A 13,749-nucleotide genomic window follows, 5' to 3' on the forward strand; every position below is an offset into this window, starting at 1 on the left:
ATTTTTTATCGTTTAATTAGGAATGCAATATCGCCCTTATCCGAAGTTGGTGCAGTTAGCTTCAGCACACCTTCTGCAGGCAAGATCTTTTCATTGCCCAGCGCCTCGCCGTTCCATGGATTATACCAGGAGACGGTTGCTTCACCTTCGCCAAAGCACTTCAGCTCAGCGGTCTTTCCACCGATTGCGCCTTCATCGGTGACCAGCCAGCCGAATGACAGCTTCTGCCCGGCCATTACCCAGCCCTGTGCTTCCTTCACCTCAACAGACGGCGGCTTATCAGATAAGAGCCGCGCATTGCGCAGCTTCACAACTGTCGGCTTCGCTTCTTTGTCCGAAACCTTTGTATACAGCTTCACTCCCCAACTGCTGATATTATGCAATTGCTCGGTTTCGATCTTCTTGCTATCCTTCCAATAATTGCGAGGAACATCTGCCAGCGGTACGCTTATCGTCGTCCAGCTGCCTGATGTCAGCTTGATATCATAACGATCATTTCCTTCAGTCCAATTCCCGTCTGGCAGCAATACCGGCTTGGCTTGAAGCTCGCCCTTGCCATCGTGCTCGACATAAATGTCGAACTGCAGTTCCTTATAGCTGGACCAATCGGACGGAAATCCTGATTGATGCAGAAAACCCTGCGAGTAACCGCCGCTCCGGAAAGACATCAATACGCTGACTGCACCATCCTCGGCAATAGGTTTATAGAGCGTGCCTGCCGCATCCATATTCGCATCCGGCCAGTCCGGCATGTTCCAATCCTCGGCATTCTTGCCATCCTCCAGCAATATCTCTGCATCAAGCTGCTTCTGGATCGTCTTCGTCGCGAGCTCCATGTGCGTACGCGGCTCCCGGAAATCGATGTTTTTCACAAAATCAGAAAACACCTTCATCTGATCAAACATCTCCGCATTGATCTTATCCTGCGCCCACCAAATTGGAGCAGAAGCAAGTCCGTTCGAAAGGGCTGCCCATAGGGCATTATGGTAAAGCTGGGGATTGGTCACATTACCGATTTCCCCGATAAATAACGGCTTCTCATACTTCTTCCATCTCGTCTGCACATCTTTGGCGATCGCTTTATAGGTGAAATCGTAATAATTCTCACGGTCGGCAATGTCGAGCGTCTTGTACCCATGATCCCAATAATCTTCTGCTCCTCCGGCCATCGATCCTACTGTAGGATGACCATAGGGGTCATTCGACTTGAAATATTGCTGCATCTTCGTAATCCATTCATTCGCTTGTTCGGAGTTGCCGGATGACCAGCCGTCAGTACCGTTTACCTCCGTCACGAGATTCCAGGCGGCAATGTGCTGGCTGTATCCCCATCTGGCAATGATGTAGCGATACAGCTTCTCTTGAAACTTCCACATTTCTTCGCTGCTGTAGAAATCCTTCGCTTCTCCAATAGTGGAATAAGCGCTTCGTTTCCATGCCGTCGGCCAGCCGTTAATCTGGTCAGCAAGCGAGTCATGAGGCCAGATCACGAAATTCATATACAAGTCACGCGCTTTAAACCACTCAAGCAGCTCATCCACCCGAAAGCCCTTCTGCACATCATATTTGCCGATGCCCGATCCGACCGATTCAATCTGATCATCACCGCCGCCATTGCCGGCATTGTCATAATTGCCGTTCCAGTATGTAATTAGGTTCGCCCCATTGCCAGCTAGATCATCAAGGCCAGACTCCGTTATTCCCCAAGGATAAGCCGCCCCGACGCCATAGAAGGTTGAACCGTCGCTGTATTCTAGATAACGCTTATTTGAAGATGATAGCTGTATCCAGCCATGGCTGCTGGATTCCACTGTGTTGAATCCAGCTTCGGCACTAATCGTCGTCCCTGTCTTATCCTTCACTGACAATCTATACTTCCAGTTCCCGATTTCATTCGGTGCGAATCGAACCAGCCATCCTGCGCCATCAAAGAACCCATTAATTTCCCACTGTTTACCGCCAGGAGACAGAAACACAGCACTCAGATCCAGTTCTTCCGGGTCATATGGGTTTTCGTATGCTGCCTGAAGCTCAAGCGACAGCTCAAACTTCTCATATGCCCCTATTTCTGATGCATTTTGCTTTACCGCAATGATTTTCGGTCCAGCCGTGCCATCAAGATCCTTCAACGTAATCAACTCCTTCTTGCCGGGAAATAAGACGAGCATCAGCGCTCCGATAATCATGAATGTGGCTACTCCAGCCAGCCCGATTTGCCAACTTATTTTCGACACCTGCCAACCTCCATTATTCATATGTTCATATGCATTCTTCTCTGTCATCTCGCGCGTAAGCGCATACATTTCAATTTGCAGCGCCTGCACTTCACATAACATACAATCTTTAGTATATATCTCACCGACAGACGATTGAAATAACCAAAGTAGTCATGAAGTCTTCATTTTATTAACCAAATGAGACAAATGGATCGATCAAATGCAAATAAAAACAGAGCCTCATGCTGCTTAAGCATAAGGCTCCTTCTATTGATATTAGATCATCTGTTAATACGTAGGATTCAAAGTCTTATGAAGCTTAACACTCAATACCAAGCCTATCCCTAACATATTCGTCATCAGTGAGCTGCCTCCATAGCTGACAAAAGGAAGTGCAATTCCTGTTAAAGGCATAAGCCCAATATGCATAGCAATATTTTGGAATATTTGCAGCGTCAGCATGGAAATAACGCCAACAACCAAGTATCTTCCTTCCAAATCTTCCGTTTGTACCGCAATTAGAATCATTCGATAAATTAATAAAAAGTATAATAAAAGCAGTACGGAGGAGCCGATAAAGCCAAATTCCTCCCCAATGACAACAAAAATGGAATCCGCATAGCTATAAGGAATAAAGCCACCCCTTATCAACCTGCCATTAAGGAACCCCTCTCCCATCAATTGTCCGCTCGCAATAGCATGAATAGAATTATCGACATGGTAGCTTTTATTTGGATCTGCCATTGGATCAATAAAGGATTGAATGCGAGCCCATTGATGAGGCTTCACTATTTTGGAGAAAATCTCAAAATTATAAAAATACAGAAACACAATGCCTGAAATGAGAGGAACGGCCAATATAATGCTGCCAAGCATATGCTTCCATTGAATATTTCCGATCCAGAGCATGCCTATGAAAATACATATGAAAACAATGGAGGTTCCCAGATCAGGCTGCTGCAGCACGATGAAGAAAGGGATACCTACAAGAGCAGAGAGAGGCAGCAAATCATGAAAAAATCGAAGCGATTCCCCATCCCGAGATTTCAGCCATTTGGCAAAAACCATAATAACAAAAATTTTCATAATCTCGGACGGCTGGAGGACCATGGAGCCAATACTCATCCACCGCTGAGAGCCATTTATGTTCTCTCCTTTGAAGTAAACATAAACCAGAAGCAAAATGCCTATCCCATAGAAAATATAAGAAAAATGTTTAATAAGTACGCGATAATCTACCAAGCTTATGGCTAGCATTGGAATAAATAATACACCAAAAATAATAATATTGTTTATGTGCATGCCATCATATCTTGTTCCATGAGTAGAACTATAAATAACAGCGGTACTCAGAAATAAAAAAATAGTTAAAATAAATAGTATGGGTACATCAAGCTGCCTTATCTTGTGAAGCATTCCATTCAACTCCGCTTTTAATAAGGGGCAGAATAAATTCTGCCCCTACTGATCAAACTGTTCGAGAATTTCCCCATTGCCAGCGTCAAAAATATGATTAGAGATGAAGTATTATTCTAGCAATCGTGAAGTAAATGATCAGTCCTGTGCCATCCACTAAAGTCGTTATAAGGGGGCCGGAGATGACAGCTGGATCCGCCTTCAGCTTGTATAAAATCAATGGTAAAACGGCAGCTACAAATGATGCCCAAAGCACTATGGTCATGGCCGTAATACCAACAACAAGCCCGATATTTGAATCAACGCCGAGCATCCAAGATCGAAGATACGCAATCAACGATATAGTCGCACCGGACATAAGGCCGGTGGTTACTTCTTTTCTTATCACTTTAAACATATCACGAAATTGTACTTCTCCAACTGCGAGAGCCCGCACGAGCGTCGATACGGTCTGTGTTCCAGTGTTGCCACCGGTCCCTACCAGCAACGGTATAAAGAATGCGAGCGCAATAACCTCAGATAACGTTTCCTCGTAATGTCTAAGGACAGTCCCAGTATAAGCCTCTGCTGCAAATAAAATCAATAGCCATACGATTCTTTTTCTGTACAGCTGAAATACAGAAGACTTGAAATAAGTATCCGTTAGCGGCTGGCTTCCGCCCAGCTTCTGAATATCCTCCGTCGCTTCTTCATGAATAACGTCAATGACATCATCAACCGTAATGACGCCAATTAAACGTTTTTCCGCATCAATGACTGGAAGAGCAACCAAATTGTATCGGGACAGAAGCTCTGCTGCCTCCTCTTGCTCCATAGTAGCTGGAACAGAGATCGCATCGCTCATAACCAATTCCGATAAATGTGTCTTCGGCTCCGCTAATATCATTTGTTTTAATGAGACAACGCCATGCAGCTCCCCTTTATTTCCCGTAACATAAATATAAGAGGTGATTTCTGCTCCATGGCCAATTTTTCGGATATGCTGAAGCGTTCTCTCGATTGTCCACGAGCTGCGGGCGGCAATATAATCAACTGTTGCAAGACTTCCCGCTGTATATTCCGGGAAGGTCATTAATATCTGAACTTGTTGTCGGTAATGGTCCGGCAATAAATCCAGCATCTTATCAGCCTGATAACGATGTATCGCCAGCATCATGTCAACAACCACATCGCTTGACATCATATTCAACACCTGAGATGTCATCGATTCTTCCAAATGGGTAAGAATTCGATATTGGTGCACAGGCTCCAAATATTCTAGAATCTCAGCGGACGTCATTGGCGGCAGCATGCCCATCAATTGGAGCTGTTCCGTTATGTCGAGCTTTTCTAGAACTTGTGCCAAATCAATCGGCTTAACCGATTCTATATATGCCACTATGGATTTATGGTCTAATTCGCTCAGTATTTGCTGCATTTCTTCGATATGGATCATGCAGGCTACCCCTTAATTACGATTTGATTCGCCCGGTTAAACTTGGAAAAAACGGCATGAATGAGGACTGCAGATAGAATACCATTAATCATGCCTCCTACAATATCTAATGGATAATGAACGCCTACCCATACTCTTGAGAACGATACAACAGCCGCTAAACTAAGCCACAACCATCCGTGACGCTTGCGATGCATCCAGATGACGGTCGCAATAACAAATGTCCCCGTTGCATGGTCACTTGGGAAAGAAGCATTGGCATGATGAGCTATCGCTTGAAATACATCATGATCGACGAATGGACGTGCCCGGTAATAGAAATGACTAATCAATTTACTAATACTCAAAGCTAGCAAGCCGGAAAATACGACTTCGATGACCATCCGGCGATCTCTCTGTCGTCCAATAAACCAATATAACACTAAACCTATAATAAATAAGTAAACCGCATACTCTGCAAAAAAACGCATAAATTCATTCAAAAAACTACCTTTCCCTTCCAGCTGGTTAATATACTGAAAAATCCGATAGTCGAAATCTGTTAACATATTTTTTCCCCCGTTTCAACCATTCCCCTGTATTATTGCTCACGCTTTCGCTGTTGATTCCGGGAAATACTTAATAATATACCGGTGCTAGCCATACAAAGGATTAAAGAAGTTCCCCCGTAGCTGACAAAAGGAAGAGTAACGCCCGTAATAGGCAAGCTCCCGGTAACTGCACCGACATTAAGCATAGCTTGGACTGAAATCATGGTTACTATGCCCATTCCTAGCAGCGTACCATGCGTATCTGGGCATCTAAGTGCCGCCAAGCATCCTCTCCACAAATAAAAAATGTAGATAAGAATCAACAGCGTAGACCCAACAAAACCCCATTCCTCACCAATAACAGCAAAAATAAAATCGGTATGCGCTTCCGGCAAATAAAATAGCTTCTGAATACTTCTCCCTATGCCTGTGCCAGTCAGTCCGCCGTGGCCTAAGGCATAGAAGGATTGAATCAATTGATAGCCCGATTCAGATTGATAATCGAGAGGATTCAAAAAAGCAATGAGTCTCTTAAGACGATAGCTTTCACTAACCGCAAGATAAATAAATATCGGTATTACGCCTAACGATAACAGCAATAACTGATGCCCGGCAGCTCCACCGATGATAATGAGCGTAACTGCAATAAAAAATATAATCAGAACAGAGCCGAAATCGGGCTGCATCATAATAAGCGAAAAAATAACACTCAGCACAATTAAAATAGGAAGCAGACCCTGCTTAAAAAGGCGCATTCGTTCCCCTTTTTTGCTGATTAATGCGGATAAATATAAAATAACGGATAATTTCGCTAATTCAGACGGTTGAAAGGTTAAGCCGCCTAATACCATCCATCGTTTCGCTCCATTAACATGAATCCCTAATAATAACGAAAGCAGAAGCAGCGATATTGAAAAAAACATGATCAATGGCGAGGTCTTCAGCCAAAAGGAGTAAGGAACAATCATAAAAAAGACCATCAAAAATAAACCAACCAAAGCAAATACGCTTTGTTTGTAAACAAAATACCAAGGGCTTCCATACTTCACAATAGCCATCGCTGAGCTGGAGCTGAATATCATGACGAGACCTAGTCCAACAAGCAGTAATGTAATAAAAAGAAGAATAAAATCAGCGCGCCCTCTACGAATGCCATTCAAATCGTGAAATACCTCCTTGAAGCAGCGTCACTGAATGGCCTTGGTCCATTGTCCACTCAAATCCGATTCACTGTCATAACCCTTTTTGCTTAATAGTTTAACCGCATTATCTTGCCACCCATAAATATCCAATCCATTACCTCCCGCGCCAAATGACCAGCCTAAGAGGATTTCAGGGAATCCATCTCCATTAACATCTGAAAACTCCCTATAATCGATACCGTAACCAAAGCCCTCAGTGTCCCAAACAATATGCCACCCATCATTATGCTTTTTAAGCAGCGCCGCTTTTAATGTTCGATCATTAAAGCTGCCCTCTTCATATACAATGACAGCCTCATCGACGCCGTCTCCATCTATATCTCCGTATGAAACACCATTGTTCGCTTTGCTTTGTTCAGGAATCAATATTCTGGCTCCAGCGGGAAGCAAGGATGCAAACAAGGTAATGTTATGGCTATTATCGGTATTCTCTTGAACAAGTGGAGGTTTAATTAATTCGATGGGGGTCGGGGGCAATCCGCAACCGCCAGTCCATAATAAAATTGTTAAAATGATCGGAGCCCATATCAGCTTCCTAAGCACGCGCTTCCCCTTCTCCTTTAACTTCATGGATCTGCTCCTTATTGTAAATGGTTTAGTATACGAAAAGGTTATGAAAAGGTTAAAATTGCGTTTCCCTCACACCGGAAGATAAATTTCGATTTTGGTTCCTTTACCAAATTGACTGTACAGCTTCATTTCCCCATGATGAAGATTAATGATTTGTCTGGATATGGATAAGCCTAAACCGCTGCCCGCTTGATTGTTGTTTCCTTTGTAAAACATCTGAAATACATTGTTAAGCTCCTGCTCCGCGATTCCCGATCCCGTATCCTCTACAGAAATGATGACCTGCCTCAGAGCCTTATCCACTTGAGCATTAACATTGATTATTCCACCTGAGCTTGTAAATTTAAGCGAGTTATCTAGTAAATTAATCAGCACCTGCTTCAACCGATTTTCATCAGCATGAATGACAGGCATATGTCGATCTACATGCACATCTAAACTCACACGCTGCCGGGCAGCCCTTGGAGCTAATTGTTTTCTGATATGCTCCAGTAATTCGTTTAGATGAAGCGGCGTGCAGTACAGCTCCATTCGTCCGTTGTCTAATTTCGATAAATCAAGCAATTCATCCACAAGGCAGGTTAATCTGTCGCTTTCCGTCTCGATGATGTCAAGTCCGTCTTCAAGCAGCAATTTGCCGTTCCCTCCGTCCGATTTCAAGGTAACGGCCCAGCCTTTAATAGAAGTAAGCGGAGTACGAAGCTCATGGGAAATGGATGAAATAAAATCGTTTTTGAGTTTTTCGTTCCGCCTTATTTTCGACGCCATCATATTTAAGGTGTCTGCCAGCGTACCCAGCTCATCCCGGTATCGTTTTTTTATAGTTACAGCAAAGTCTCCTTCTGCCATCTTCTCGGCCGCAATTTTCAGCTCCTTAATTGAGCCGGTGATCGTCCTTGATACAAGGACACCGAGAACCGCAACGATGGCGAGCACAAATAAACCGATACTAATAAAAATAGCGGAAATATAGTTGATTGTTTTGATCGTTTCGGTGAGAGAAGTAACGAACCTGACAACGCCTACTGTAGTCTCTTGTGACTTTAAGGGATAGGACACAGCAAGTAGAGCTTCATGTGTAGAATCATCGAAGCCTCGCCATATCCCAACCTTGCCAAGGCTTGCTTCCTGCACATCCTCGAAGTCATTCAGAATCTCACCGATCCGTTCTCCCGTTGTACTTTGTAGAAGCGTTCCATTCGCTTGAATGATTTGAACCTGCGCGTTAGAATTTTCGGAGAAACCTTTCAATAATCGCTCTGATTGCTGCTCAAGGTCCTCAGCATCAAAATATTGGTGAAAAAAAGAAGCGGATAGCTCCGCTTGATTCGTTAATATCCGTTCAACATTGTTATTAAAATAATAGTGAACAAAGGTGATAAGAATAATTTCCAAAATCATTACCGTAATCAGGCTGACTACAAAATAACTGCCAACTAGCCTCTTTTGGATTCCCACTATTCATCCCTCCTCCAGCGGTATCCTACACCCCAAACGGTTTCGATCAATTGTGGTTTTGAGCAATCGTCTTCTATTTTCTCGCGCAATTTCCGCACATGAACATCAACCGTCTTCGTATCCCCAACAAAATCCTCACCCCAAACCAGGTTCAGCAGCTCATTTCGGGATAACGCTTTATCAGGATTTTCTACAAACACCTTGATCATGAGATACTCCTTCGGCGTCATTTCGAGCAAGCAGTCATGCTTAAAAACCTTATTAGAATCCAGATCGATTCTGATCTCGCCTGATTGCAGCACTTTTCTTTGCGGTATAGCAGCACTTTGTGTACGTCGCAGCACCGTTTTGATTCGGGCAACAAGCTCCAAAGGGTTAAACGGCTTTACGATATAATCGTCAGCGCCAAGCTCAAGGCCTCTGATTTTGTCCAAATCCTGCCCCCTTGCAGTCAGAAAAATAATGACGATATCGGGATCTATCTCTCTCAGCTTCACACATATATCGAACCCGTTCATATCCGGCAGCATGATGTCCAATATGACAACATCAGGCCTGCTTGTGGTGAAACTTTCAATCGCCTCCGCCCCAAAAGCAGCCTCTGTCACAGCAAAACCACTTCTATCCAAATTAATCGCTACAAAACGTCTTATATGATCATCATCTTCTACAATGAGTACTTGATTCCGGTACATCGTTTCCATTATTTCCTCCTTCAAACCTAATGATTCTCATCTGCTCGAATCCTATTATGCATATATATAAAAAGGGGTTGTCCCAAAAGTAAGTAAAAACTACTTCTAGGGCAACCTGAACCTATGCCATCGTAAGGCTTGTCCTATCATCTGTCAAACCCTTACTTTTCATTACGTAGAACGGCTTTATTATTTCTTCTAAATTCAGAAGGTGAAATACCAGCTATTGCTTTGAAGCATGAAGAAAAATAATGCTGGTCTGCGAAATTCAGCTTTGTTGAAATTTCATTTATATTTAAATGAGAGTTCCGTAGATAATGCTGCGCAAGCTCAATCTTGCGTTTCCGAAAATACGTATAAGGTGTTATTCCATAACATTCTCTAAATAGTTTAATAATATAATTTTTGGAATACCCGAGCTCCATTGAAACATCGTTAATGTCCATTGCATTTTCAATATTCAAATCTAAACAAAGCTTAATTTGTTCAGGAACAGAAAGTACTTTGTTTTCGAGATGATTTTTTAAGTGCAGCACTATTCGCAGTAAAATAACTGAAATCTCATCCGTTAAATCAGAATAGTTTTTTTGATTAAGAGAGGCAATATTTACAATTTCATTCATATAGGAAAGAATGTTGCAATCTTTCACAACGTAGGTGTCAGCAGGCAAGTATTGATTAAACAGAGATTCTGCGAATTCACCCTTAAAAACTACCCATATCTTAATCCATGGGTTCTCTTCGCTGGAATAATACTTGTGGCGGCTATTTTTAGTTAAAATATATACGTCATTTTTTTTGGGATAAAAGGTTTTGGATTCAATCTCCAATACACCGCTTCCCTCAATAATATATTCGAAGGAATATATATTTTCGCCATTGCGTTCAATTATATAATTTTTGTCGCAGTAAGATATTCCCGCCCTTTCTATATTAAGCGGAAGCTTAGGATCACAAAGGTGCCAAAAGTTATAAATTGTTTCATGCATAGTGATAATCCTCACATCTATTGTGATATTTTCTATTTGAATGCCCTAAATAGTATGATAAATTACATATTACAACATACAAATGGTTTCCACAATATTCAATATACCTAGGAGGAATTATGATGATTATGCGTGCTCCAGCAGTCCCTCTAATAACGGTTGACCCCTATTTTTCTGTCTGGTCTATGGGGAATAAGCTTAACGAATCAGATACTAAGCATTGGACAGGTCATCCTCATCGAATGATTGGTACTGCTGATGTTGACGGGAAGCAATATTGTTTCATGGGCGTTAAAGATAACAGCTTAAAAATGGAACAAACACGTGTAGATATTAATGCACTTTCAACCAAGTATCATTTTACATGTGAAGAAATCAATTTGGATGTTACGTTCACCACTCCTCTTCTAATGGATGATTTAAAGCTGTTGTCTAGACCGGTGTCTTATATCCAAGTAGAAGCCTCCTCTAACAATGGCCAAAAACACGATGTTGCAATCAAAATAAATGTAGATGATGAATTATGCCAAAATTTTAAATACGAATTTCCAATCCAATATACAGATATTAGCGAACCGGGTTTTACCTGTGGCAAGATTGGTAGCGAATTTCAAAATATATTAAATAAATCCGGGGATGACCTTAGAATTAACTGGGGTTACCTGTACCTGGCATCTAATAACAGCAATTCAACCGTCACAAATAAGACAAATACGCATGACTACGGTACAGTAAGCCACAATATTGAGCTGTCCGTACCTATAAATACAGACAATAATACAAGTGCTCTATTCACTGTTGCTTATGATGATATAAAAGCGATCGAATATTTCAATGTTCCGCTTGATGCCTATTGGAAAAAAGACGGTGAAATAATTGAAGATGCCATTAAGCAAGCTTTATCAGAATATAACAGCCTATTTGAAAAGTGCGAACAATTTTCATCCAAATTATTTGCAGAAGCTGCGGAATCCGGCAATGAAAAATACGCAGAACTGGTATCTCTCGCCTATAGGCAGGCAATAGCAGGCCATAAAGTTTGTGCGGATACGAACGGAGACGTACTATTTATTTCCAAAGAAAATTTCAGTAACGGCTGTGCAGCTACTGTAGACGTTACCTATCCATCCATACCTCAATTTTTGATCTATAACCCTGAGCTGGTTAAAGGAATGCTCAGACCTATTTTTAAATACGCTTCAACAGACATTTGGTATTACGACTTTGCACCTCACGATGCTGGTACGTATCCTCTCGTAAATGGTCAAGTTTATAGTCACGGAACATGCCCTACTTGGCAAATGCCGGTTGAGGAATGTGGAAATATGCTTGTCTGTACGGCGGCAGTTGCGGTTGCAGAAAACGATGTATCGTTCGCTAAAGAAAATTGGTCCCATCTTGAGAAATGGTGCAATTATTTAATTAAAAATGGCGTTGATCCTGATAACCAGCTATGTACGGATGATTTTGCGGGACACCTTGCTCACAACTGCAACTTATCCATCAAGGCAATTATGGGTATCGCAAGCTTTGCCGTTCTAAACCGTATGGCAGGGGAAGAGAAAAAGGCAGAGGAATTAATGAATATCGCACATTCCATGATTGAAAAGTGGCTGATTATGGCGGCAAATGAAGACGGAACCTATCGATTAGCATTTGATCGCCCTGATTCCTTCAGTATGAAATACAATGCTGTCTGGGATCAAATATTCGGTCTTCAATTGTTCCCGGAAAATACATTTAAAGCGGAAACGAAAGCATATATCGAAAAGCATTCGGGCGAGTTTGGTCTTATGCTGGATAACCGCGACACCTACACGAAATCCGACTGGCTGGTATGGAGCGCCACTCTTTGCGACAGCAAAGAAGATTTCACGTCCATTGTTGATCGCCTGTGGCATGCGTATGATAAATCAGAGAGCCGTGTTCCGATGACCGACTGGTATACGACAAGCAATGCGAAAATGATTGGCTTCCAAAACAGAACGGTGCAAGGCGGTTTATTTATTAAAATGCTGTTGGATAAAGAGATTTGTAAAATTAAATAATAATGGGCAGGAAATATTCGGGCGATCCTTAACGGGTCGCCTTTTTCGTTGCAGCTATCCCAGGTAGACGGTAGAGAATACTTATAATAGTAATGTATATTGACACAAGCAAAGCGTTGCGATAATTTAAGTGGTAATAATAGTAAAATAGTGGGTGTTCACTAAATATAATATATAGGTGTTGAATATGGAACAATTACTCATTCACATAAGAAAAAAGGTTGAGGAATTATTACATGAGAAAGTTGATTATATTCAAAAAATTGAAAACGTCCCTAATAATTCAGTCTATAAAGTTTTAGTAACAAATAAACTCTATATTTTTAAAATATATAAACAGAGAGATTGGCCCGAAGATGGGAAGCTCCTATTTGTTAATCATACATTAATTGAAAATAATATTGGCTGTGCCAAAATGATTGCATTCGACAGAAACGATTCCAATCTCCAAACCGGGTTTCTGATTGAGGAATACTTGCTGGGAGAAAACGCGGATCATATTGTTTTTAATCCGAAATCAGGGAAGGCATTTTACAAAAAGTTCGCTCAGTTGATTTCCAAAATACACCGAATACGTATCGAAAACTACGGCTATATTGGCACTGGTATAGCGGGGTACAAATCTTTTATCGATTTTGTGAATGATGAATATGACGATAGAGCGAATAACTTGATAAACAAGAAGTTATTTGATGAGCAAAGCTTACTGGAAATAAAAAAAACGGTTATCGAGAAACTTCGTCTTTGCGAAAGCCTTCCCTCTGTGTTGTGTCATGGTGATTTATCAACAAAAAATGTAATTATAGATGAACATGGGGATCTTACATTAATAGATTGGGATGACGCCATGTCCTATAGTTGGATAGCAGATGTAGCAAGAATGACCTACTGGATGAAATTTCACTACAATGCTTATGAATATGAAATGTACAGAAATACATTTATGGAGCATTATTCAACCGAGCTTAATAAAAGTGAATTCCACACTTTTGAAAACACATTTCATATATGGATCGGTCTTGATCATTTAAATTACTATGCCAATACCCCACAATGTGCAAATACATTGACATACTTCAATGAAACAATAGAGAAGCTTAATAAATGATGTTTTCATTTTTTAGGCTTAAATTTCTCTGGCCTTCTCACATAACTTTCAATAATAAAGCCACAGTCCGAACAAAATACAT

At 41.5% G+C, this 13,749-nt stretch carries 11 protein-coding genes; 2 read left to right on the top strand and 9 right to left on the bottom strand.

Features of this window, described 5'->3' with window-relative positions; all coding sequences use genetic code 11:
- Positions 1 to 5: 5 nt before the first annotated feature.
- The 9 genes from CEF13_RS18305 to CEF13_RS18345 all read right to left on the bottom strand — a co-directional run bounded on the left by CEF13_RS18305 (position 6) and on the right by CEF13_RS18345 (position 10,511).
- Entirely contained in the window at positions 6 to 2,234 is a 2,229-nt protein-coding gene (locus tag CEF13_RS18305; protein WP_166742701.1) for a DUF5060 domain-containing protein, read from the bottom strand.
- Between the two features lie 270 nt (positions 2,235 to 2,504).
- Positions 2,505 to 3,632: an FtsW/RodA/SpoVE family cell cycle protein gene (locus CEF13_RS18310; RefSeq protein WP_102712729.1), complete on the bottom strand. Its 1,128-nt coding sequence runs from the start codon at positions 3,630 to 3,632 to the stop codon at positions 2,505 to 2,507.
- A 97-nt stretch (positions 3,633 to 3,729) separates the two neighbouring features.
- Entirely contained in the window at positions 3,730 to 5,067 is a 1,338-nt protein-coding gene (gene mgtE / locus CEF13_RS18315) for a magnesium transporter (RefSeq protein ID WP_102712732.1), read from the bottom strand.
- A 5-nt stretch (positions 5,068 to 5,072) separates the two neighbouring features.
- On the bottom strand, positions 5,073 to 5,615 hold the full coding sequence (locus tag CEF13_RS18320; RefSeq protein ID WP_102712734.1) for an undecaprenyl-diphosphatase: 543 nt from the start codon (positions 5,613 to 5,615) through the stop codon (positions 5,073 to 5,075).
- Between the two features lie 32 nt (positions 5,616 to 5,647).
- On the bottom strand, positions 5,648 to 6,757 hold the full coding sequence (gene ftsW, locus CEF13_RS18325; protein WP_102712736.1) for a putative lipid II flippase FtsW: 1,110 nt from the start codon (positions 6,755 to 6,757) through the stop codon (positions 5,648 to 5,650).
- 27 nt (positions 6,758 to 6,784) lie between these two features.
- A complete protein-coding gene (locus CEF13_RS18330) occupies positions 6,785 to 7,369 on the bottom strand; it encodes an FG-GAP repeat protein (RefSeq protein WP_208414310.1) in 585 nt (194 codons plus the stop codon).
- Positions 7,370 to 7,438: 69 nt separating this feature from the next.
- Entirely contained in the window at positions 7,439 to 8,827 is a 1,389-nt protein-coding gene (locus tag CEF13_RS18335; RefSeq protein WP_102712738.1) for a sensor histidine kinase, read from the bottom strand.
- Entirely contained in the window at positions 8,827 to 9,531 is a 705-nt protein-coding gene (locus tag CEF13_RS18340) for a response regulator transcription factor (protein ID WP_102712740.1), read from the bottom strand. Before CEF13_RS18340 ends, CEF13_RS18335 begins: the two co-directional genes overlap by 1 nt.
- 152 nt (positions 9,532 to 9,683) lie before the next feature.
- Entirely contained in the window at positions 9,684 to 10,511 is an 828-nt protein-coding gene (locus tag CEF13_RS18345) for an AraC family transcriptional regulator (RefSeq protein WP_102712742.1), read from the bottom strand.
- Between the two features lie 122 nt (positions 10,512 to 10,633).
- Here CEF13_RS18345 and CEF13_RS18350 point away from each other — a divergent pair, with 122 nt between their 5' ends.
- Positions 10,634 to 12,559 carry a glutaminase domain-containing protein gene (locus CEF13_RS18350; protein ID WP_166742700.1) on the top strand — a complete coding sequence of 642 codons (1,926 nt, stop codon included), beginning with the start codon at positions 10,634 to 10,636 and terminating at the stop codon, positions 12,557 to 12,559.
- A 187-nt stretch (positions 12,560 to 12,746) separates the two neighbouring features.
- On the top strand, positions 12,747 to 13,667 hold the full coding sequence (locus CEF13_RS18355) for an aminoglycoside phosphotransferase family protein (RefSeq protein WP_102712746.1): 921 nt from the start codon (positions 12,747 to 12,749) through the stop codon (positions 13,665 to 13,667).
- Positions 13,668 to 13,749 lie beyond the last annotated feature (82 nt).

This window comes from Paenibacillus castaneae, assembly GCF_002884445.1.
GTDB lineage: Bacteria > Bacillota > Bacilli > Paenibacillales > Paenibacillaceae > Pristimantibacillus > Pristimantibacillus castaneae.

Bases quoted from the DNA above. Each gene is read 5' to 3' on its own strand.
- CEF13_RS18310 (WP_102712729.1), bottom strand. From the start codon at position 3,632: ATGCTTCACAAGATAAGGCAGCTTGATGTACCCATACTATTTATTTTA.
- mgtE (WP_102712732.1), bottom strand. From the start codon at position 5,067: ATGATCCATATCGAAGAAATGCAGCAAATACTGAGCGAATTAGACCAT.
- CEF13_RS18320 (WP_102712734.1), bottom strand. From the start codon at position 5,615: ATGTTAACAGATTTCGACTATCGGATTTTTCAGTATATTAACCAGCTG.
- CEF13_RS18330 (WP_208414310.1), bottom strand. From the start codon at position 7,369: ATGAAGTTAAAGGAGAAGGGGAAGCGCGTGCTTAGGAAGCTGATATGG.
- CEF13_RS18340 (WP_102712740.1), bottom strand. From the start codon at position 9,531: ATGGAAACGATGTACCGGAATCAAGTACTCATTGTAGAAGATGATGAT.
- CEF13_RS18345 (WP_102712742.1), bottom strand. From the start codon at position 10,511: ATGCATGAAACAATTTATAACTTTTGGCACCTTTGTGATCCTAAGCTT.
- CEF13_RS18350 (WP_166742700.1), top strand. From the start codon at position 10,634: ATGATTATGCGTGCTCCAGCAGTCCCTCTAATAACGGTTGACCCCTAT.
- CEF13_RS18355 (WP_102712746.1), top strand. From the start codon at position 12,747: ATGGAACAATTACTCATTCACATAAGAAAAAAGGTTGAGGAATTATTA.